Origin of the sequence: Bradyrhizobium sp. BRP20, assembly GCF_020194215.1 — a bacterium.
GTDB classification, from domain to species: Bacteria; Pseudomonadota; Alphaproteobacteria; order Rhizobiales; family Xanthobacteraceae; genus Bradyrhizobium; species Bradyrhizobium yuanmingense.
In genome coordinates, this window is sequence record NZ_JADYVY010000015.1 from 67556 (window position 1) to 87111 (window position 19556).

Below are 19556 nucleotides of genomic sequence, written 5' to 3' on the forward strand. Positions count from 1 at the left end.
TTATCCATCAATGCCCGTTCTACTGTGCATGGGGTTGTTTTCGCCGGTTGTGAAATTCCCCCCTGAACCCCAATCCGTAAAATTGCGTGCAATTCCCCAAGGTTCCATTGAGCACGCCTCTTAAGGGCCAGAGAACCTGATCCGGCTTAGGCTCATCGGCCAATACGCCCGAGTTTCCGGTCCTTGTGGGGGAAGCCATGAACGCCACAGCCAAATCCGCCGCCAAACGCCGGCTCCTGCTCGCCTCCGATCGGAGCGACGGGAGCAGCGAGCTCGCCAGCATCCTGAAAGCGGTCGGCGACGTCTCCACGGTGAAGACGGACGAAATCCCCGCCCAGCCGGCGCGCGATCTCTCCGGGCTCGTGGTCGACATCAATCTGCGCTCGCCCGACAGCGTGCAGCGGGTCCGCAACAAGCTGCGCGGCGATGCCTATCGTTCGATGCCGCGGCTGTTCGTGCTCGCGGACGCCCTGCATCACGGCACCATGCAGGCCTGGGCGTTAGGAGCCACTGACACCATCTCAAGGCCGCTCCAGGCCGAGGCCATCCTGCAGCGCATTCGCGCCGCCTTCCCGGACACCGCGGCCTATGACGCGACCGATCGCGGCAAGACGCTCAACCGCGGCGTCGAGGCGGCGCATGCGGTGCTGACCAAGATGTTCGAGAAGCTGCCGCTCGGCGTGGCCCTGACCTTCGACGACGTCATCGCCGCCGAGAGCAAGATCCTGAAGGCGATCAAGCATTCCTCGCTGCGGGAATGGCTCACCACGGTCGGCTGTCACCATGTCGGCAGCTACCGCCATTGCCTGTTCGTCACCGGCTTCGCCGTCGCCTTCGCCCAGCATCTCGGCATGCGCGAGGACGACCAGCGCCGCCTGACCCGCGCCGCGCTGCTGCACGACGTCGGCAAGGCCTTCGTTCCGGCCTGGCTGCTCGACAAGCCCGGCAAGCTCACCGACGAGGAGATGGCCGAGGTCCGCCAGCATCCGCGCCGCGGCTATGATGCGCTCGCTGCCCAAGGCGGCTTCCCGCCGGAGATGCTGGACGTGGTGCTGCATCACCACGAATTCCTCGACGGCTCCGGCTATCCGAACGGCCTGTCGTCGAACCAGATCAGCGACATCGTGCGCCTGACGACGATCGTCGACATCTACGCCGCCTTGGTGGAGAAGCGCGCCTACCGCATGCCCTTCACCCACTCCCGCGCCTTCACGATGATGGAAGGCATGGGCGGCAAGCTCGACCAGCAGCTGCTGCAGGCGTTCCGTCCGGTCGCGCTGGGTTCGTTCTAGTCGGGATGCCGTAGTCGTAGGGTGGGTTAGCCTCGCGGCTGCGCGAAGCGCAGGCGCCAGGCGTAACCCACCATGCCTCCGCAATTGCCGAACGAAGTTGGTGGGTTACGCCTTCGGCTAACCCACCCTACGAGATCACCCCACCAGCTTCCGCAGCTCCGCCTTCGCCACCTTCTCCAGCGTCGAGCGCGGCATGTCGTCGACGAGCCTGATCTCGCGCGGCAGCTTGAAGTCGGCGAGGCCCCTGCGGCAGGCTTCCATCACGCGATCATGCAAGTCGGGCGCAGCGCCTGCGACGCCGCCCTGCGGGATGATGAAGACCACCGGCACCTCGTCCAGCATCGGATGCGTCTTCGCCACCACCGCGGCCTCGCGCACGCCCGGCACGAGCGCGATCACCTGCTCGATCTCGGAGGCCGCAACGTTCTCGCCGCCGACCTTCAGCATGTCCTTGGCGCGGTCGCCGAACTTGATGAAGCCGTTCTCCAATCGCTCGACGCGGTCGCCGGTGAGGAAGAAGCCGTGCTCGTCAAAACTCTCGCGCGTCGCCTTCTCGTTGTGCAGGTACTCGGCGAACAGCGACAGGCCGGGGATGCCTCTGATCGCGAGATTGCCGGTGTCGCCGACCTCCGTCGGCCGTCCGTCGTCGTCGGTGATGCGGATCTGATATTCGGGCGCGGCGCGACCGATCGACATCGGGATGTTGGGCTGATCCACCTCGCCGACGATGCCGTGGGTGATGGTCTCGGTCATGCCCCACCAGCCGATCATCTTGACGCCGAAGGCGGCGAAGGCCGGCGGCTCGTTGATGGCGGTGCCCCACAGGCGGAACTTGTGGTCTTGCGGGACCTCCTGCTCGAGCAGCGCTTTCATGCAGAACGGGATGGTCGAGGTCCAGGTCGCGCCGTGCTCGCGCGCGACGCCCCAGAACCGGCTGGCGGAGAAGCGCGGCTGGATCACGCAAGTGGCGCCGACCCACAGCGTCGCCAGCATGGAATAGGCCAGCGCATTGGTGTGGAACAGGGGCAGGTACGCCTGGTGCACGTCGCGGGCATGAAGGTCCTCGTGCGCGGCGTTGATCTTGGCGCCCCACAGTGCGTTGGCGTGGGTCCACAGCACCGCCTTCGGCCGCGACGTCGTGCCCGAGGTGTATTGCACGCTGCATGGCGCGAGCGGATCGGTCGCGCGCCGGGGGCGATCGGCACTGTCGGCGAACAGCGATTCGAAGCTGTCGCCCCGCGAGACGCCCCGCGCGGGCGCCGCCCCCGCATCGTGCGAGGTCACCGCCAGCCAGCGTATGCTGCGGCAGTTCTGCGCGACGGCTTCCGCATAGGCCGGCTGCGTGATCGCGGCGACCGCGCCGCAATGATCGGCGAAATACGCGATCTCGGCCGGCGCCGAGCGCGTATTGGTGGTGACGGCGACGGCCCCGAGCTCGACGCAGGCGAACCAGGCCAGCATCGCCTCGATGCAATTGTCGAGATGAATGAGCACATACTCGCCCGGCTTGACGCCGCGCCTGGCGAGGCCGGCCGCGAGCGCGCCGACGCGCTCGTGAAACTCGCCATAGCTCCAGCGCCGCGCCGGCGCGTCGAACGGGGCCCAGATCAGGAACGGATGATCACGCCGGACCTCGGCGCGCAGCTTGAGCAGCCAGGGCACGTCGAGCCCGTCGAACGGGCCCACGATTCCAGCTGTGGTCTGTTGAACTGGCATGGCTCCTCCCGGTGCAGCCGCATCTTGCCGGCGGCTGTCTTTTGATGATTGCGTCTTCCTGCCATTGGACGACGCGGGACGCAAATCCGGGGAAGGGCCGAGCTCTCTCCTGCGTCATTGCGAGGAGCTCCCGCGACGAAGCAATCCAGACTGGTTCCGCGGAGGGGTTCTGGATTGCTTCGCGGAGCCTGTCATCGGGCCGCGCTTTGCGCGGACCCGGTGGCTCGCAATGACGGGTTTGGCTGGGGGCGCGCCTCAATCCTCGTACGACGAGATCTCGATCAAACTGCCATCCGGGTCCCGGCAATAGACCGAGCGCAACGTGCCGCGGGCGCCTTGCCTCGGGCCCGGACCTTCCTCGATCGCGACGCCATGTGCCCGCAAATGCGCCACCACCTCGTCCGGCGTGGCCGAGGTGAGAAAGCACAAATCTTCGCTGCCCACCGTGGGATGGTTCGCGGTGAACCACTCCACCTTGTCGGCATCGCGTTGCCGGACGTTGATCCTCTGGTTACCGAATTCAAGGAAAGTCCGCGGCGCTTTGCCGCCGCCGGGATCGAACACCTTGACTTCCATGCCGAGAATCTTGCCGTACCACGCAGCACTTGCCGCGACGTTGCTGACATTGATCACGAGATGATCCAGGGCATGAACGTTGACCGGCATGTCTCATCCTTTCGTCGTGATGTGCCCCGCGCACTTTCCGCACGCGGCAAGCTTTGTTACAACCGCAGCGACGCGGCTTTCAAGCCATCCGACTTCAAGAACAACACTGGGAGAACCCTTGAGATGATCACTCGCCGTACCGCGCTGGGCCTGCTCGCCGCCAGTCCGCTTGCAGCCACCCCGCTGTCGAAGGCCCTAGCCGCCGATTATCCGGCCCGTCCGGTGAAATGGGTGGTGGGCTATCCGCCGGGCGGCGCCACGGACATCCTGGCACGGCTGATCGGCCAGCGCCTGTCGGAAAAGCTCGGCCAGCAATTCGTGGTCGAGAACAAGCCCGGCGCCGGGAACAACATCGCGACCGAATCGGTCATCAATGCCGAGCCCGACGGCTACACGCTGCAGCTGGTCAACCCGGCCAACTACATCAACGCCTCGCTCTACAAGAATCTCAAGTTCAACTTCGTGAACGATATCGCGCCGGTCGCCTCGTTCCAGCGCGTTCCGAACGTGATGACCGTCAACAAGGACGTGCCGGCCAAGAACGTCGCCGAGTTCATCGAGTACGTGAAGGCCAATCCCGGCAAGGTGAACATGGCCTCGTCCGGCAACGGCACCTCGGTGCATCTGTCCGGCGAGATGTTCATGGCCATGACCGGCTGCAAGATGCAGCACGTGCCCTATCGCGGCGCCGCGCCCGCGATCACCGACATGCTCGCCGGCCAGGTGCAGGTGATCTTCGACAACATGCCCTCGATCATTCAGCACATCCGCTCCGGCAGCCTGCGCGCGATCGGCGTCACCACCACGGAACGCTCGCCGCAGCTGCCCGACGTGCAGCCGATCGCCGACACCGTCAAGGGCTATGAGGCGAGCGCGTTGTTCGGCATGGGCGCGCCGAAGAACACGCCGAAGGAAATCATCGCCAAGCTCAACGCCGAGGTCAACGCGGTGCTCAAGGAGCCTGACATGGCCAAGCGCCTGGTCGAGCTCGGTGGCGAGCCGCGGGTGCAGACGCCCGAGGCGTTCGGCGAGGAGATCAAGGCCGAGACCGAGAAGTGGAAGAAGGTCGTCGACTTCGCCGGCCTGAAGGTCGAGTAGAAATCTCGTGATGACGAGGAAGAGAGCCCTGCCGTTCGGCAGGGCTTTTTTCTTGGCTGCATTGCCAGCAACCCGATCACGCTCTCGTGCGGATCCGCGCCTGCGCCTTCCGGCTTGACGTTGCCGTGCTCGCGTCTATACTAAACCATATGGTTAAGTATCAGGACGAGACGCTGGACCGGACCTTTGCGGCGCTGTCAGACCCGACGCGTCGTGCCTTGCTGGCGCGCCTCGGCGAGCAGGACGGCCTGTCGGTGAGCGAGCTGGCGGCCCCGTTTGCGGTATCGCTGCCGGCGATCATGAAGCATCTCGACGTGCTCACCGATGCCGGGCTGATCGTGCGCGAGAAGACCGGGCGCACGGTCGCCTGCCGGCTGACCGCGCAGCCGATGGAGCAGGCGATGAACTGGCTCAATCGCTATGCGCAGTTCTGGTCCCACAATCTTGATCGCCTTGCCGCCTTCGTGGAGGAAGAGACATGGCCAACGCAGCCGCCAACACCGCCGAACGCCCGGCAGAACGACCAAGCCTCACGCTCACGCGCCGGCTCCGCGCGCCGCCGCAAAAGGTCTACGCCGCCTGGACGCAAGCCGCGCAGCTAGCGCAATGGTTCGGGCCGCCGAACATGAAGCCGGCGACGCTTCAAGCCGAGCTCGACGTCCGCGTCGGCGGCCGGTTTCGCATCAGCTTCACGGGGGACGACGGCGAATACTTCGAGGCCGGCGGCCGCTATCGCGAGGTGGTGCTGAACGAGCTTCTGGTCTTCACCTGGGCCTGGCACTCGACGCCAGAGCGTGAGTCGCTGGTGACGATCTCGCTGAAGCCGGACGCTGCCGGCACCTTGATGATCTTCCATCACGCCCAGTTCTTCGACGAGACCGCGCGCGACAACCACCAGCGCGGCTGGAGCTCGATTTTCGACAAGCTCGATGCTTTCGTCGCCTGATCCCCAAGGAGAACGCCATGCAGCAACATCAGATCGTTTCGCGCGAGCAATGGATCGTCGCGCGCAAGGCCCTTCTGGTCCACGAGAAGGAATTGACCCAGGCTCGCGAACGGCTTGCCGACGAGCGCCGCCGGCTCCCCTGGGTCAAGGTCGGCAAGGCGTACGCATTCGAAGGGGCGAACGGTATCGTGTCCTTGGGCGATCTGTTCAAGGGCCGGCCGCAGCTCATCGTGCAGCACGTGATGTTCGCACCCGATTGGGACGCGGCCTGCAAGAGTTGCTCGTTCTGGGCCGATGGGTTCGAGCGCATGGTGCCGCATTTGGCCGCGCGCGACACCGCCATGGTTGCGGTCTCGCTGGCGCCAAGCGCAAAGCTCGAAGCCTTCAAGAAGCGGATGGGCTGGACCTTCGACTGGGTTTCCTCAGGCCGCAACGACTTCAACCGCGATTACGGCGTGACGTTCTCACAGGAAGAGGTCGCGACCGGCAAGCCGATGTACAATTTCGGAACCACGCCGTTCTACGGCCCCGAGCTGCCCGGCATCAGCGTGTTCTTCCGCGACGAGGCCGGCGCGATCTTCCACACCTATTCCTGCTTCGCCCGCGGCCTCGACATGATGAACGCCGCTTATCAATATCTCGATCTCACCCCGCTCGGCCGTCACGAGGAAGGCCTGCCCTATCCGATGGACTGGGTCCGCCTGCGCGACCAGTACGAGCCGCAGCCGGCGAAGGGTGCGTGCTGCCACGGGTGAGGGGAGCGCTCGACGCACATCAAAGGTGTCATCGCCCGGCTTGACCGGGCGATCCAGTATTCCGAGACGGCAGTGATGAATCGAAAGGCCGCGGCATACTGGATTCCCCGCCTTCGCGGGGAATGACAGCTACGGGTGAGGTGCAGGGTGTGCCTTGCCCCGATAGCTACCGCTTCGCCTCCGCCTGCTCCGCCGCGTTGCACGAGATCAGCATCGTGTACGGCCGGGCGTTGGTGGCGATGTCGGTGGTCTTGAGCTCGCTCTTTGGCTCGGCGGTCTGATAGGGCACGATCGAATTGTCGAGGAAATCGCGCAGCACTCCGGTCTTGATGGCGAAGTTGATGTTTTCAGGGATGTTGCCGGTCGCCACCGCGATCCGCAAGGCTGGAATCTTGCCCGTGACCACGCCCACGACCTGACCCGTGTTGTCGAACAGCGGCCCGCCGCTGTTGCCAGGCTGCACGGGTGCGCTGATTTGCAGGAAGCGCGAGTCGTTGCGCATGCCGCTGAGCGAGCTCACGATGCCGGTGGTCACGCTGAAGTCCGAGGTCAGGATGCCGTGATAGGGAAAGCCGATCGCGATCACGGAATCGCCGGAGCGGATCGAGCGGTCGCGGATTCGGGCAAAATCCTTGAAGGTCGTCGTCGACGGCGCCTGCAACAGGGCGAGGTCGTTGTTGGCATCGCTCGAGACGACGCGCAGCACCATTGCGGCTTCGCCGGTGAGATTGCCCCTGACGTCGCCGACGCAGCCGTCGATCACATGATGGTTGGTGACGACGTGCCCGCTCGCGCTGACGACGAAGCCGCTGCCGCTCCTGGCTCGGGCGGGTTTGCCGCCGGCCGGCGCTGCCGTCTGCTTCTCCGCCGTCGCCGCCGGCTTGGCCGCACCCTTGGTGAAATCGCCGGCCTTGCTGAGCCCGTCTGCCTTCACCCGCGTGACGCAGTTCGCCAGCGCCGCGATCAGGGGGGCCGTCGACGTCAGCACAAATTGGAGTGGCTTGCTCCCGTTGGTCGTGATCACCATCAGGCTTGCCTTCTGGAAGGTGCGAGCGACGTTGGGGGGCAGGATGGTCGTCACCATATTGGTGGTGCCGGCGGTCGCAAACAACCTCGCCTGCTCCTGGCCGTCGAAGATGAAGTCGATGGGCGCGGTATCGCCCTTGTTGAAGCGAAAGCTGGGGCTGGCAAAGCTCAGCAGCCAGGAGCCGGCCGCATTCTGCGCGACGAAGAGACTCACGCCGTTGGCGTAAGGTGCGGTCGCCGCGCAATGGGAGAACGCACCCGTCTCGTCATTGCTGAATGCGCCGCCGGCCCAGTTGCCGACATTGACCGTGCCGAACGGCCCCGCCGCGTTCGCCCCGAACACACTCACCTGCAACACGAACGCAACGACCAACGACCTCAACCACATACCCCAGCCCCCGGCAAACGCACTCGCATCCATCTTATCCGCGAGGGCAGGTGAGGCGCAACCGTCAGTTGTCCGCACCAGTCGGTTCGGCTGACCGCAACAATTCGGGCTTGCATTTACTTTGCAGTGCCATATACTTTGCAGTACAAAGTAACGGGACCGGTGTCCCGCGAAAGCCGGGGTGGAACGAGGTTTTGGCGTTGCCCATGCGCGATCTCGACAAGGCGCTGGCCGACATCGTGACGATCCGTAGCCAGATCGCGGCAGGCACCGCTTTCCGCGGCTACGGCCCGGCGACGATGGCGGCGACCGGCGCCGTTGCGCTCATCACCGCCGTCCTGCAATTCTGGCTGTTGGATGATCCCACCGGCGAGCCGCTCGTTTTCTTCATCGGCTGGTTCATCGCCGCCGCGCTGTCTGGACTGATCATCGGCATCGAGATGCGCGCCCGGTCGCGACGCCATCATTCCGGTCTCGCCGACGCGATGATCCACCAGGCGGTCGAGCAGTTCCTGCCGGCGGGCGTTGCCGGCGTTCTGCTCGCGGTGGTGATGTGGAAGTTCGCGAGCGAGACGCTGTGGCTGCTGCCGGGCCTGTGGCAGATCCTGGTGTCGCTCGGCATCTTTGCCTCGGTCCGCTCGCTGCCGCGCACGGTGGCGCTCGCTGGCGCCTGGTATTTCGTGTCCGGCTTCGCGGTCGTGGTGCTCGCGAGCCGAACCCACACGCTGTCGCCATGGACCATGGGCCTACCTTTCCTGATCGGCCAATCGCTGATGGCGGCCATTCTGCATTTTGCGTCGGGAGACAACGATGTCGAAGACTGACAGCGCGCCCTTCTCCTATGAAGGCCTCGACCGCGTGATCCACGAGAAGGCGAGGCTCGGGCTTCTGACCTCGCTGATGGCGCATCCCAAGGGGCTGGCGTTCGGCGATCTCAAGCAGCTCTGCGGCCTCACCGACGGCAATCTCAGCCGGCACCTTGCCGTGCTGCAGGAAGCCGGACTGGTCGAGGTGACCAAGGGCTACGAGGGCAATCGCCCGCACACCAGCTGCCGCCTCACCAAGGCCGGCCGCCGCCGCTTCCTCGACTATCTCGCCGTGCTCGAGCGGCTGGTGCGCGACGCGGCGAAGGCCGCCGGCCGCGAAGCGCCGCCGCTCGGCCGTCTCGGCATCGCCTCGACCTGATCTCCCCTTTTTTGACCGGAGACTTTGCAATGCAAAGTGACATCACGTCCCGCAACGAGAAGCTTCATGTCGGCATCATCATGGACGGCAACGGCCGATGGGCGACGCGGCGCGGCCTGTCGCGCGTGCGCGGCCACGAGGCCGGCGTCGAGACCATCCGCCGCATCGTCGAGGCCGCGCCCAAGCAGGGCATCGGCACGCTGACGCTTTACGCCTTCTCCACCGACAATTGGCGGCGGCCGAAGGCCGAGGTCGCGGCGCTGATGACCCTCCTGCGCTTCTACCTCGCGAACGAAGTGCAGAGCCTCGTCAAGAACGGCGTGCGCCTCTCCGTCATCGGCCGCCGCGATCGCCTGCCCGACGGCATCGCCGCCGCGATCGCGCGCGCCGAGGCGGCCACCGCCGATGGCCACACGCTGCATGTGCGCATCGCCGTCGATTATTCCGCGCGCGACGCCATCCTCAATGCCGCGGCCAAGGCGGCCGCGCTGACCAGCCTGACGCGTGAAGCCTTCTCGCAGCTCGTCACAGGCGAGGCTGGCCTTCGCGACGTCGACCTCATCATCCGTACCTCCGGCGAGAAGCGACTGTCGGACTTCCTGCTTTGGGAAGGCGCTTATGCCGAGCTGCACTTCACCGAGCGGATGTGGCCCGAATTCGACGCTGGCGATCTTGCCGAGGCGCTCGCCGCCTTCCATGGCCGCGAGCGCCGCTTCGGCGGGCTGCAAGCCATTATGCCCGGAGAGGCGCCCTCGCTCTCGCAGGTGTGAGGCGCCTCGGCGCCCGCCGGCTCCCCCACCGATTGCCGCCCGGCACGGATCGTGCTCTAGTCTTCCGGCGTTGTGTACCCCTGCGACGGGAGCGTTCGCACCATGCGCGCAGTCCTCGATTACTGCACCGGCGGAACGGAGCGGCAGCTTGCCGCCGGCACCATCATCGTCGCCGAGGGGGGCACCTCCGGCCATCTCTACGTGCTGATGCAAGGCAGGCTCGAGGTGCTCAAGGCCGAGATGGTGGTCGCCACCGTCACCGAGCCCGGCGCGGTGCTGGGTGAGATGTCCGTGCTGCTGGGCCAGCCGCACACCGCAACGGTACGGGCCTGCTCCGACGCCATCGTCTACGAATTCGAGGATGCCGCCGCGTTCCTCGAGAGGGAGCCGGGCGTGGCGCTGCTGATCGCAAAAATGCTGGCGCAGAGGCTCAACGTCGCCAACACCTACCTCGCCGATCTGAAGCGGCAATATGCCGGCCACGGCACGCATCTGGCCATGGTCGGCGAAGTGCTCCAGAGCATGATCAACCTGCCGCCGGCTGAGGTTTCGCCAGGCTCGGATCGGCAATCCGATCCAAGAATGTGAGCCAGTCGGGCGGCGCCTCGATGGGGGCGGCGGGCCGCCGCAACGGCGCATTCAGGTCGATCCATTGCGCCTCGCCGGCCGCCAGCCAGAACGCCTTGCCGGCATCGAGATCGAGCACGATGTAGGTCGGGGGACGGCCGGGTTGCAGGCCCGTGTTGAAGACCCAGGTCTGGCCCAGCCGGTCGAACCACGATCCATTGCTGATGAAGGGCGATTGATGCACATGGCCCGAGATCACCATCGACGGCTGGTATTGCATGATCCACTGCACCAGCTCGACGTCGCCGAAGAAGCGCTTGCCGCCCCAGCTCGTCGGTGAATCCGCCGGCGGCGCATGATGCGCCCAGATCCAACGCTGCGGCCTGACGGCTGCGGCATCGCGCAATTGCTCAATGAGGCGTTGCTTGACCTGAGGTCCATCCCACCACGGGCACACGGTGAACAGGGTATCGCCGACCGTCAGGCCGTCGCCGTCGCAGGCGATGCCGAGCTCGCGCACCTCCGAGATCCAGCGCGAAATCTTCTCACCTTGGGCGTTGCGCTCGTCGAGATCGTGATTGCCGGAGCAGAGGATCACGCGGGTCGTCGCGGCCAGCAGCGCGAGATACTTCTTCACCACCACGATCTGGGCGCGGAAATCCACCATCGAGCCGATGTCGAGCGCGTCGCCGGCGAAGATCACGAGGTCGAATTGCGGCGCCGCGCTGACCAGCCAGTCGAGTTGCGGCAGCGAATAGTGCAGGTCGGCCACGACCAGGCAGCGCATGGGAAATCCGACGGCGAGAGATCAAAATGTCAGGGAATTCCAAAAACGGCATAAAGCAAGAAGCAGACCAGCCCGGCCGCCCCTTTGCATCAATCCAATGAGCGACAGCATGCTGCGTCCCGTCGCAGAGCGCAAGGGGCGGCAATGCGGGGGGCTGGACCGGATCCCCGAATTCTGGTGTCGTGGCCTGCCCTCAACACCCGTGTTCACATGACCCCCTTCAAGACCATTCGCGCCCGCGCCGAGAAGCGCAAGGGCGGGCCCAAGGCGCTGGACAAGTTGATGCCGGCCAAGCCGGACCTCAAGCAGCTGGCCAAGCTCGGCGACGATCGTATCCTCGCCGAAATGACCAAGCGGGTGTTCTGCGCCGGCTTTGCCTGGAGCGTGATCGATTCCAAATGGGACGGCTTTGAGCAGGCCTTCCTGCATTTCCAGCCCGCCAAGCTCACCTTCCAGCCCGAAGACTATTGGGAGGGCCTGCTGCGCGACGCGCGCATCGTGCGCAACGGTGCCAAGATCATGTCAGTGCGCGACAACGCCGCCTTCGTGCAGGAGATCGCGAAGGAGCACGGCAGCTTCGGCAAGTTCCTGGCGAAATGGCCGTCCTCCGACGAGATCGGCCTGCTCGATCTCCTCAACAAGCGCGGCAGCCGGCTGGGCGGCAACACCGGCCAGATGCTGCTCCGCTTCGTGGGCTGGGACGGCTTCGTGACGTCGAAGGACGTCGTGGCCTGCCTGCGCGCTGCCGGTCTCGACATCGCCGAGGAGGTCAAGTCGAAGGGCGATCTCGCCAAGGTGCAGGCGCAGTTCAACGCCTGGGCCGAGGAGTCCGGCCTGCCGTACACATATCTGTCACGCATCTGCGCGCTGTCGGTCGGCGAGAACAGCAGCGAGTAGCGCGTAGATCGATAGATCGTGTGCATCCTGTGGCGATCCTGTGCCGCGAACGCGGCCGATGAAACCCCGCGATCACGAAATACATTTCGCAGGAACATTTGTCCGCAGCACCTGTTCGGGACTCTGAGCCAGGCGCATAAGGGCGCAGGGAATGCTCGCTCCCGCCTGGCTCGATGAAACCGGATACAACAACGGAGCAGCTCATGAAGCTCACATCTGAACAGGTGAAGCAGACCGTCAACCAGCTCGGCGCTCAGGTGCTGCCCGACGAACATCCGGCGATGCCGCAGCTCAACAGCATGTTCGGCGAGCACACCTTCTTCGTCGACGAGATGGGCCTCAAGGTGCTCGAGCCGACGGGATCGCTCGGCAGCGACCGCGAGAGCGGCGAGGTCGTCAGCCTCGCTGATTGGGGCGATTCCGACCTGACGCGCCTGATGGCGCATGAGCCCGAACCGACCGGCGTGATCGTGGTGTTCGAGCATATGAAGCATTGAGTACCTTCGCGCGCGATCGACCTCAATCGGTGGCGGGTCGGAAGATCCGCCGCCGTTCGTCGCGCCTGGTGCGCTCCGTCGCCGAAGCTTGGGCCGCGTTCAGATGCCTAGCGTCAGCTGCGGCTCCGACTCGCCGGCGGCGTGGAGCGACGACAGCGAGACCCCAAGCAGCCTGACGCGCTTGGGCAGCGGCATCTCGGCTTCGAGCAGGCCGCAGGCCAGCCGCTCCAGATCGTCGCGTCCGGCAACGGGCGCCGCGACGGATCGGCTGCGCGTGATGATCTCGAAATCGGCGAATTTGATCTTCAGGGTGACGGTGCGGCCGCGATTGCCCGTCGCCTCGCAATGCCGCCAGACCTTGTCGACGAGCGGCCTTAGCTCGGCGGCAAGCGCGTCGAACGCATCGAGGTCGGTCGAGAACGTGTTCTCCGCGCCGACGGATTTGCGGATCCGGTTGGCGCGGACCGGCCGCTCGTCGACGCCGCGCGATATCCAATAATAATACGCGCCTGACTTGCCGAAATTCGCGTTCATGAACTCCAGCGATTGGTTGCGGATGTCCCGGCCGGTGAACAGGCCGAGCGCGTTCATCTTCGCAGCCGTCGCCGGACCGATGCCGTGGAATTTGCCGACCGGCAGCGGCTCGACGAAGGCCGGCCCCATCTCCGGCGAGATCACGAACTGGCCGTTCGGCTTGCGATGATCGGACGCGAGCTTGGCCAGAAACTTGTTGTAGGAGATGCCCGCCGACGCGGTGAGGCCGGTCTCCGCCTTGATCTTCGCGCGGATCTCGAGCGCGATGTCCCGCGCCAGCGGGATGCCTTGCAGGTTCTCCGTCACGTCGAGATAGGCTTCGTCGAGCGACAGCGGCTCGATGACGGGCGTGTGCTCGGCAAAGATGTCGCGGATTTGCCTGGAGATCGCCTTGTAGACCTCGAAGCGCGGCCTGACGAAGATCAGGTCGGGACATTGCCGCTTCGCCGTCACCGACGGCATGGCCGAGCGAACGCCGAACTTTCGAGCCTCGTAGCTCGCAGCCGCAACGACGCCGCGTTCCGCGGAGCCGCCGACCGCGACCGGCTTGCCGCGCAGCTCCGGATTGTCGCGCTGCTCCACAGAGGCATAGAACGCATCCATGTCGATATGGATGATCTTGCGGACAGGCGAGGGCTCGCCGGTCGTCGGGTCGGATTCGCTCATGGAAAGATGATACAATCGCCTGGGGAGATGCGCGAGCTGAGGGATGCTTCCGTCGATCCGGCGGCTGAATTGAGCTGCACAATCGGGGCAGGGTCAAAAGCCATCTTAGGCTCGTGACGAGAGGCGCTCGTCAGTTCCGTTCAGTCGAGATGGCTTCGGCTCGGCCGCGATCGCTTGGGAGAGGCAGAGGCTCCTACTTGCCACGGATGAACTCAAGGAGCTGGCTTGAGGCTCCGTCGCCAACGCGCTGCGCACCTGCGACCGTGAGGTGATTGACGTCCCAATAGAGCCAGAGGCCGTCCATGGCGGTCGGACACTCGGCTTCTCCGCACAAATAGCGTTCTGGATAGAGCAGAAAGACCTGGTTCGGGTAGCGGCTCCGGATCTCCTCGAGCATGGCGTGGAATTCGCGATTGTCGGCCTGCACGCGATCAAGGGGCACGGCAGGACAGGGCTTGCTTGGTGCGTGCCAGAGGGGTCCCGGTGCGAAGCGGGACATCGGGCTGCGGCAGCCCGGCTCGACTCCGGGCGCTATGATCAGGATGCGCCGTCCGCTGCCGCCGAGCTCATGGATCGTGTTCTCGATGCCGGCCCGCCAGACCTGCAGGGCCGGTGCATTGACCTCCGGCGCGAGCTCGTTGCGGAGCGCATTGCCGTAAGTCATCCAGGATTGGCTGAGCACGATTGGAGCCTGGTTCTGCCTGATCGCGGCGAGGTAGGTATCGCGCTGGCGTTTGCAGTCCTGCGAGCCGTCGAACGCTGTTCGCACCAGCCCGACGAGCAACGGACAACCTTCGGCCGTATAGGCCTCTCCCCGGACGGCGGCGCGCTTTGCCGCCGGGTCCAGCGCTGCGACATAATGCTCGGCGAAGGAGTCGCCGAGCACTTGCACGCCAACGGGGTCGCTCAATGAACCGAAGGCACATTTCGATTGTGCGCTCTTGGCGCACGGCCAGAAGCCGAATCGCTGCAGATCGGCGACCTCGCGGGCCTGTGCCGGGAGCCGCCATGGCCAGCCATCTTGGCGGTTGGCCACAAATGCAACAATCGCGAGCGCGACGATCGTCGCGGCGGCGGGGCCGGCGACTCGCAGCAGTGACGAGCGACCCGCGCGATAAGGCTGTTCGATCAGCCGATACATCAGCGCAGCCAGCGCCATCGCGAGGGCGACGATCAGCACTTTCACCGCAACCGACTTGGCGTCATCGCCCAGGATGTAGTTTGCGTAGACGATCAGGGGCCAGTGCACGAGGTAGAGCGAGTAGGACACCAGCCCGATCCCCGCACTCAGCGGATTGGTCAGGACAGGCGAAAGGACGTGACGCTCACCCGCCAAGATCACGCAGGCTGCACCCAGGCATGGGATGAGGGCCGTCGCGCCAGGGAAGGAGGTCGCACTGTCGAAGCTGACGACCGCGTAAGCGATCAAGGCGGATCCGGCGGCAGCCAACAGCGAGCGCGCTCCGGCCGGGAAGGTCAGCCTCTGCTCAGCAAAGATGACCAGCGCTCCGATCGCAAATTCGAAGGCGCGACAGGTCGGCAGGTAGAAAGCACCCGAGCTGTCGGTTGCGAGTGTCGCTTGCGCGACGCCGAGCGAAAGAATTGCGATGCCAAGAATGAGCAAAGGCAGTGCGCGACCGAGCAATCGGCGCCCCAGCAGAATGAACACGGGCCAAAACAGATAGAATTGCTCCTCGACGGCCAGCGACCAGAAGTGAAGCACGGGGCTGGGATCGGTCGAGTTGGCGAAATAGGCGTGGCTGCCGCGCCAGAAGTAGAAATTCGAGACCGATACCAGCGTAGCCACGGCGTCTTGAGTCAGGCCCTTGAAAAGCTCCGGAGAAAACCAGAGGCCACCGACGGCCAAGATGCCGATGATGGTGACGATCGCTGCGGGAAAGAGGCGCCGGATGCGGCGCTCGTAAAATCGCTGGAGCGAAAATTCGCCGCGATCTGCCTCGCTGAGAATGATCCGAGAGATCAGATAGCCGGACACGACGAAAAACAGGTCGACGCCAACGAAGCCGCCGCCGAACGGCGGAACGTCCAAATGATAGAGGAATACGCTCAAGACGGCGATCGCCCGGAGCCCGTCAATGTCGCGTCGATGGGATAGCTTTGTAACCAAGTGCTGAATCCACTGGCGGCGGTTCGTCCGACTGCGGATCCGCGTGCGCCCGCTTGCCTTTAGCGCGCCCGCATGCGTTCCTCAACCGCAGGACGGGCCGAATTCCCCCCAATCGGGCTCGCCCCGGTCAGGCCGTCTCCGTCAACGTCGGCAACCCATCCGACGCTGCTGCGAGAAGACGCAGGACTTTGCCATGGCGCTCAGCGCATCGCTTCTCGTCGCACGGCCGCGGCTGCGCCAGGCATCGAGTCGGATTGGCTCATGGAAGGATGTTACAATCGGATGATGAGAAGGGCGAGGTGACGGATGCTTCAGTTGTTGGTCTTCGTGGCGGGCGTCGTCGGCACCGGCTGGTTGATCGGCGCGACCAATCCCCCCGGTGAATGGTATGCCGGCCTTGCCAAGCCGAGCTTCGTCCCGCCGAACTGGGCGTTCCCGATCGCCTGGACCATCCTTTACGTTCTGATCGGTGTTGCGGGATGGCGGACCTTTCGCCGTGAGCCCAGGGGCAAGGCGATGCTGGCCTGGGCGGCGCAAATGGCGCTCAACTTCATTTGGTCTCCGGTCATGTTCACGATGCACCAGATCGGCGCCGCGCTCGTCATTCTCGTCGGCCTGTTCATCGCGATCGTGACCTACATCGGTCTCGAGCTGTCACGCGACAGGCTCGCCGCCGCATTGTTCGTGCCCTACGCAGCCTGGGTCGCGTTCGCCGGTGTGCTCAATGCGGCGATCTGGCGCTTGAATTGAGGCGCTCAGTCCGGATGGATTCAAAAAACGATCTCACGCTTGTGAGTGGCAAGCCGTAGCCTGTGCTTCCATATGAGCCCGCGGAGGACAAGGCCCATGCAATACAGCTCCGAGCTCATTCACACGATGCGTCAGGCATTGGAGACCGTGATGGCAAGCGTACCGGCGCATCAATCCGTGTTCGGCCTGAAAGCGGCCGTCGCCGAATGCATCCTGAACGCCGCCGCACACGGCCACACGTCATACGATGGATTGGTGACGGCAGCGTCCGACCAGCTCCAGGCGATCATCGCGATGCTGACGTGAGGGCCGGCCTCGTGCTCGTCTTCACGGTTCGGGTGCTGCGGGTCAGTGGGTGAGAGGCGCTGCTTCCTGCGCGCGGAGCTCTCGTCCAGTGCGCTGCCCAGCGCCGGGGTCAGCATCGCGAGCAGCTCCGGATTGTGCCCGGGGGATATCGAACGCCCGGACAAATCTTACGCAATGCCGCCAATGATGAGATCGAAAGATCTTTCGTGCGTCGCTTTCGAGTAGTTTATCGCCCGGTGTAGCCGCCGTTAATGTAGACAGTCTGGCCCGTGACCCAATGCGATGCTGGCGACGCAAGGAACCGAATCAGCGGAACGACGTCGGAGACCGTGCCGAGGCGCCCCGCTACAGAAAGACGCGTCGCGTAGGCGATGGCGGCCGCGTCCTCGGGCGCCCGATAGAAGGGTGTATCTATCGGTCCGGGCGCAACGGCATTGACCGTGACACCGCGAGGCCCGAGTTCGCGCGCCATGGAGCGCGTGAACTGTTCGAGAGCTGCTTTCGATCCCTGATATAACGCATAGTTGGGAAGGTAGCCGTCGATCAGCGACGAGCATGCATTAATGATTCGCCCACCGTCCGGAAGATGACGGCTCACCTCCTTCATTATGAAAAAGCTCGCCTTGGCGTTCACTCCGAACACGTCGTCGTATTCGGCCTCGCTGATTTCGGCCACCGGCTTCTTGACCATGCGACCGGCGTTGTTGATCAGTATGTCGATGCGACCGAATTCGCGCAGCGTCGCCTCCACGAGGCGCGAATGAGTCGGCATTTCGTGGAGTTCGCCTTCGATAGTGGCGGCACGAGCACCCTGTGCGCGGACAAGGTGCGCTGCAGTCTCGGCATCAGCTCGATCGCCCGCGTCATGATAGTGGATCATGATGCTCGCACCGTCCGCTGCGAGTCCTGCTGCATATGCGCGGCCGAGATTGCGCGGCCCTCCGGTGATTAGCGCGACTTTTCCCGCGAGAACACGGGTTGGGTCTCCCGACTGATTCGTTTGGGCGTCTGTTCGACCGACTGCAGCCGCCGTAGCCGCCGCCGCGGTGATGCCAAGTGTCATCGAACGACGCGATAGCCAAATGTTTTCGTTTTGAGTCATGGTTATCCTGCGCCTCCGCTTCAGCATGTCAGCAGGCCGTCGTTCACAAAAACGGCTTGGCTCTCCGGTCACGCGAACCTAGAGGCATGAGGCCGCTGCGCGGCAGGTCGATTCTTGCTGTCTTTTGCTTCAGCGCGCGCGGATATCAGACGGCAACAGACCTGTCCGGGCACGGAACTGACGACGAAAATGATTGATGTTCGAATAGCCGAGGTCGGCGGCGATCGCTTCAACGCTATCGGGCGTGTTCCGAAGGCGTTGGCGCGCGTGCTCTAGGCGGCGGCTCGACACATATTGATGCGGCGGAGATCCGGTGGCGGCCTTGAACGCCCTGGCAAAGTGAAACGGACTTAGTGCCGCAACTTCGGCCAGCCGCGCGAGCGTCAGATCCGTGGCGGTGTGTGCTTCTACAAAATCCAGCACTCTGCGCAGGCGCCGAGTATCCAGCGAGCCTTTTGAGCGCTCGATCGCCCGCCCTCCGAATTTTCCGCACAAGACAATCGCGTAGAGGGTCCGCACCAATGAATCGCGTTCGGCGTCGTTCAAATGATGCCTCCCGCGCGCGGCTGCGCGGAAACGGTCAACGATCGCCCATGCGTGAAAGTTCTCCCAGCCATGAATATCGGCAAGATCGGCATGGCCCTCAGCACCAAGTTCCTCGGCAATTTGCCTCCGCAGCGAGCCATCCGCTGAAATTTCTACCACTTCAGCGGGCGAAGTTGTTCGCACCCATTTGACCGGTTCTCCGCCGGTCAGACCGATTGTTCCGGCAGGCGCATCGCGAGCGACCGTGCGTCCATTCGCCAGCATTACAGCGGCGTTCTTCTGGCCGTTAAACCCCACCGCGATCGCTCCAGGCAGCGCGAGCGATGCATCACCTGCGTCCGCCGCGGGCGGCAGACGGAGGTGCGCTACGCGCACGCTCCCCCATGTGAACCGGGCTATGTCGATGCGATTGAACATCCGACGTGAGATTTGGGGGACGGTGTACGTCGCATCAAGCCCGGTATCTCGCCGCCAATCGGTAACATTCGTTGCTCCGGGAGAGAGGCTCCGGCGGGCAGAACTGGCTGCGAGCCGAGGCCGTTGCATCGAAGACGTGATCGAAAAGGCTCTGGTGAATGTGGGGCGGTTCGGTAGCGCGAGCGACATTCCGCTGCTTCGCGCTTGGTCACTCTATCCTGATCTGGGGTGTGCTTCGCGATACAGGCCATCAGGGAGATTGATGAAGCGACCGGCCAGATGAAGCTGCCTGCCGAGGGCTAGTTGAGGTAGGGCTAGTTGAGGTAGCGCGCCGCATCGAGGGAGCTGCGCGTCAATCGGTGACAATATCGCGCAAATCACAAAATGGCGCACCCGACACGATTCGAACGTGTGACCTTTGCCTTCGGAGGGCAACGCTCTATCCAGCTGAGCTACGGGTGCTAGTCGAGGTTCATTTAGCCGATTGGCGCGGGGCGGGCAACCGCTTCTCGATGGA

20 protein-coding genes, 1 tRNA gene and 1 pseudogene are annotated in these 19556 nt (G+C 64.4%); 13 read left to right on the forward strand and 9 right to left on the reverse strand.

What is annotated here, in order from left to right; genetic code table 11:
- Positions 1 to 197 precede the first annotated feature (197 nt).
- A complete protein-coding gene (locus I6F33_RS28620) occupies positions 198 to 1292 on the forward strand; it encodes an HD-GYP domain-containing protein (RefSeq protein WP_225144818.1) in 1095 nt (364 codons plus the stop codon).
- A 135-nt stretch (positions 1293 to 1427) separates the two neighbouring features.
- Here the strand turns inward: I6F33_RS28620 and I6F33_RS28625 are convergent, their stop codons facing one another.
- Both I6F33_RS28625 and I6F33_RS28630 read right to left on the reverse strand, forming a co-directional pair.
- Entirely contained in the window at positions 1428 to 3008 is a 1581-nt protein-coding gene (locus I6F33_RS28625) for an AMP-binding protein (protein ID WP_225144819.1), read from the reverse strand.
- 255 nt (positions 3009 to 3263) lie between these two features.
- Positions 3264 to 3674: a VOC family protein gene (locus tag I6F33_RS28630; protein ID WP_225144820.1), complete on the reverse strand. Its 411-nt coding sequence runs from the start codon at positions 3672 to 3674 to the stop codon at positions 3264 to 3266.
- Positions 3675 to 3797: 123 nt separating this feature from the next.
- On the opposite strand from I6F33_RS28630, the gene I6F33_RS28635 reads away from it, so the two are divergent.
- From I6F33_RS28635 to I6F33_RS28650, 4 genes and pseudogenes are all read left to right on the forward strand, one after another.
- Positions 3798 to 4772, forward strand: coding sequence for a tripartite tricarboxylate transporter substrate binding protein (locus tag I6F33_RS28635; protein ID WP_036002523.1), 975 nt, complete (start codon positions 3798 to 3800; stop codon positions 4770 to 4772).
- A gap of 149 nt (positions 4773 to 4921) precedes the next feature.
- On the forward strand, positions 4922 to 5374 hold the full coding sequence (locus I6F33_RS28640) for a helix-turn-helix transcriptional regulator (protein WP_036002521.1): 453 nt from the start codon (positions 4922 to 4924) through the stop codon (positions 5372 to 5374).
- Positions 5375 to 5382: 8 nt separating this feature from the next.
- Positions 5383 to 5718: pseudogene (locus I6F33_RS28645) on the forward strand (SRPBCC domain-containing protein); the annotation flags it as partial.
- Positions 5719 to 5735: 17 nt separating this feature from the next.
- A complete protein-coding gene (locus I6F33_RS28650) occupies positions 5736 to 6473 on the forward strand; it encodes a thioredoxin family protein (RefSeq protein WP_225144822.1) in 738 nt (245 codons plus the stop codon).
- Between the two features lie 166 nt (positions 6474 to 6639).
- Here I6F33_RS28650 and I6F33_RS28655 read toward each other — a convergent pair whose 3' ends face one another.
- Positions 6640 to 7887, reverse strand: coding sequence for a S1C family serine protease (locus tag I6F33_RS28655; protein ID WP_225144823.1), 1248 nt, complete (start codon positions 7885 to 7887; stop codon positions 6640 to 6642).
- A gap of 206 nt (positions 7888 to 8093) precedes the next feature.
- On the opposite strand from I6F33_RS28655, the gene I6F33_RS28660 reads away from it, so the two are divergent.
- The 4 genes from I6F33_RS28660 (at position 8094) to I6F33_RS28675 (ending at position 10430) form a co-directional block, all read left to right on the forward strand.
- Positions 8094 to 8711: a hypothetical protein gene (locus I6F33_RS28660; RefSeq protein WP_036002509.1), complete on the forward strand. Its 618-nt coding sequence runs from the start codon at positions 8094 to 8096 to the stop codon at positions 8709 to 8711.
- Entirely contained in the window at positions 8698 to 9072 is a 375-nt protein-coding gene (locus I6F33_RS28665; RefSeq protein ID WP_036024038.1) for a transcriptional regulator, read from the forward strand. Before I6F33_RS28660 ends, I6F33_RS28665 begins: the two co-directional genes overlap by 14 nt.
- A gap of 29 nt (positions 9073 to 9101) precedes the next feature.
- Positions 9102 to 9842 (forward strand): di-trans,poly-cis-decaprenylcistransferase, encoded by a 741-nt coding sequence (locus I6F33_RS28670; protein WP_225144824.1) that lies wholly within the window; start codon positions 9102 to 9104, stop codon positions 9840 to 9842.
- A 102-nt stretch (positions 9843 to 9944) separates the two neighbouring features.
- Positions 9945 to 10430: a Crp/Fnr family transcriptional regulator gene (locus I6F33_RS28675; protein WP_057025890.1), complete on the forward strand. Its 486-nt coding sequence runs from the start codon at positions 9945 to 9947 to the stop codon at positions 10428 to 10430.
- Here I6F33_RS28675 and I6F33_RS28680 read toward each other — a convergent pair.
- Positions 10369 to 11196: a metallophosphoesterase gene (locus tag I6F33_RS28680; RefSeq protein ID WP_225144825.1), complete on the reverse strand. Its 828-nt coding sequence runs from the start codon at positions 11194 to 11196 to the stop codon at positions 10369 to 10371. The two genes, I6F33_RS28675 and I6F33_RS28680, sit on opposite strands and share 62 nt — an antisense overlap.
- Before the next feature lie 210 nt (positions 11197 to 11406).
- On the opposite strand from I6F33_RS28680, the gene I6F33_RS28685 reads away from it, so the two are divergent.
- Both I6F33_RS28685 and I6F33_RS28690 read left to right on the forward strand, forming a co-directional pair.
- Positions 11407 to 12093 carry a DNA-3-methyladenine glycosylase I gene (locus tag I6F33_RS28685; protein ID WP_225144879.1) on the forward strand — a complete coding sequence of 229 codons (687 nt, stop codon included), beginning with the start codon at positions 11407 to 11409 and terminating at the stop codon, positions 12091 to 12093.
- Positions 12094 to 12296: 203 nt separating this feature from the next.
- The gene (locus I6F33_RS28690) at positions 12297 to 12590 is read left to right on the forward strand and encodes a hypothetical protein (protein WP_036002585.1); all 294 of its coding nucleotides are present in this window, start codon (positions 12297 to 12299) and stop codon (positions 12588 to 12590) included.
- A 99-nt stretch (positions 12591 to 12689) separates the two neighbouring features.
- Here the strand turns inward: I6F33_RS28690 and dinB are convergent, their stop codons facing one another.
- Complete coding sequence (gene dinB / locus I6F33_RS28695) at positions 12690 to 13790, reverse strand: DNA polymerase IV (protein WP_225144826.1); 1101 nt, start codon at positions 13788 to 13790, stop codon at positions 12690 to 12692.
- Positions 13791 to 13983: 193 nt separating this feature from the next.
- On the reverse strand, positions 13984 to 15918 hold the full coding sequence (locus I6F33_RS28700; RefSeq protein WP_225144827.1) for an acyltransferase family protein: 1935 nt from the start codon (positions 15916 to 15918) through the stop codon (positions 13984 to 13986).
- 306 nt (positions 15919 to 16224) lie between these two features.
- On the opposite strand from I6F33_RS28700, the gene I6F33_RS28705 reads away from it, so the two are divergent.
- Together I6F33_RS28705 and I6F33_RS28710 are read left to right on the forward strand one after the other, a co-directional pair.
- On the forward strand, positions 16225 to 16668 hold the full coding sequence (locus I6F33_RS28705) for a TspO/MBR family protein (protein ID WP_225144828.1): 444 nt from the start codon (positions 16225 to 16227) through the stop codon (positions 16666 to 16668).
- A gap of 96 nt (positions 16669 to 16764) precedes the next feature.
- A complete protein-coding gene (locus tag I6F33_RS28710; protein ID WP_225113284.1) occupies positions 16765 to 16974 on the forward strand; it encodes a hypothetical protein in 210 nt (69 codons plus the stop codon).
- Positions 16975 to 17200: 226 nt separating this feature from the next.
- Here I6F33_RS28710 and I6F33_RS28715 read toward each other — a convergent pair whose 3' ends face one another.
- From I6F33_RS28715 to I6F33_RS28725, 3 genes are all read right to left on the reverse strand, one after another.
- Positions 17201 to 18076 carry an SDR family oxidoreductase gene (locus I6F33_RS28715; protein WP_225144829.1) on the reverse strand — a complete coding sequence of 292 codons (876 nt, stop codon included), beginning with the start codon at positions 18074 to 18076 and terminating at the stop codon, positions 17201 to 17203.
- A gap of 129 nt (positions 18077 to 18205) precedes the next feature.
- The gene (locus I6F33_RS28720; RefSeq protein ID WP_225144830.1) at positions 18206 to 19039 is read right to left on the reverse strand and encodes a helix-turn-helix domain-containing protein; all 834 of its coding nucleotides are present in this window, start codon (positions 19037 to 19039) and stop codon (positions 18206 to 18208) included.
- A 385-nt stretch (positions 19040 to 19424) separates the two neighbouring features.
- Positions 19425 to 19501, reverse strand: a tRNA-Arg gene (locus I6F33_RS28725).
- Between the last annotated feature and the right edge of the window lie 55 nt (positions 19502 to 19556).

What these genes read in the sequence shown, in the direction of transcription:
- I6F33_RS28620 (WP_225144818.1), top strand. Translation starts at nt 198, where the DNA reads ATGAACGCCACAGCCAAATCCGCCGCCAAACGCCGGCTCCTGCTCGCC.
- I6F33_RS28625 (WP_225144819.1), bottom strand. Translation starts at nt 3,008, where the DNA reads ATGCCAGTTCAACAGACCACAGCTGGAATCGTGGGCCCGTTCGACGGG.
- I6F33_RS28630 (WP_225144820.1), bottom strand. Translation starts at nt 3,674, where the DNA reads ATGCCGGTCAACGTTCATGCCCTGGATCATCTCGTGATCAATGTCAGC.
- I6F33_RS28635 (WP_036002523.1), top strand. Translation starts at nt 3,798, where the DNA reads ATGATCACTCGCCGTACCGCGCTGGGCCTGCTCGCCGCCAGTCCGCTT.
- I6F33_RS28640 (WP_036002521.1), top strand. Translation starts at nt 4,922, where the DNA reads ATGGTTAAGTATCAGGACGAGACGCTGGACCGGACCTTTGCGGCGCTG.
- I6F33_RS28650 (WP_225144822.1), top strand. Translation starts at nt 5,736, where the DNA reads ATGCAGCAACATCAGATCGTTTCGCGCGAGCAATGGATCGTCGCGCGC.
- I6F33_RS28655 (WP_225144823.1), bottom strand. Translation starts at nt 7,887, where the DNA reads ATGTGGTTGAGGTCGTTGGTCGTTGCGTTCGTGTTGCAGGTGAGTGTG.
- I6F33_RS28660 (WP_036002509.1), top strand. Translation starts at nt 8,094, where the DNA reads ATGCGCGATCTCGACAAGGCGCTGGCCGACATCGTGACGATCCGTAGC.
- I6F33_RS28665 (WP_036024038.1), top strand. Translation starts at nt 8,698, where the DNA reads ATGTCGAAGACTGACAGCGCGCCCTTCTCCTATGAAGGCCTCGACCGC.
- I6F33_RS28670 (WP_225144824.1), top strand. Translation starts at nt 9,102, where the DNA reads ATGCAAAGTGACATCACGTCCCGCAACGAGAAGCTTCATGTCGGCATC.
- I6F33_RS28675 (WP_057025890.1), top strand. Translation starts at nt 9,945, where the DNA reads ATGCGCGCAGTCCTCGATTACTGCACCGGCGGAACGGAGCGGCAGCTT.
- I6F33_RS28680 (WP_225144825.1), bottom strand. Translation starts at nt 11,196, where the DNA reads ATGCGCTGCCTGGTCGTGGCCGACCTGCACTATTCGCTGCCGCAACTC.
- I6F33_RS28685 (WP_225144879.1), top strand. Translation starts at nt 11,407, where the DNA reads ATGACCCCCTTCAAGACCATTCGCGCCCGCGCCGAGAAGCGCAAGGGC.
- I6F33_RS28690 (WP_036002585.1), top strand. Translation starts at nt 12,297, where the DNA reads ATGAAGCTCACATCTGAACAGGTGAAGCAGACCGTCAACCAGCTCGGC.
- dinB (WP_225144826.1), bottom strand. Translation starts at nt 13,790, where the DNA reads ATGAGCGAATCCGACCCGACGACCGGCGAGCCCTCGCCTGTCCGCAAG.
- I6F33_RS28705 (WP_225144828.1), top strand. Translation starts at nt 16,225, where the DNA reads ATGCTTCAGTTGTTGGTCTTCGTGGCGGGCGTCGTCGGCACCGGCTGG.
- I6F33_RS28710 (WP_225113284.1), top strand. Translation starts at nt 16,765, where the DNA reads ATGCAATACAGCTCCGAGCTCATTCACACGATGCGTCAGGCATTGGAG.
- I6F33_RS28715 (WP_225144829.1), bottom strand. Translation starts at nt 18,076, where the DNA reads ATGACTCAAAACGAAAACATTTGGCTATCGCGTCGTTCGATGACACTT.
- I6F33_RS28720 (WP_225144830.1), bottom strand. Translation starts at nt 19,039, where the DNA reads ATGTTCAATCGCATCGACATAGCCCGGTTCACATGGGGGAGCGTGCGC.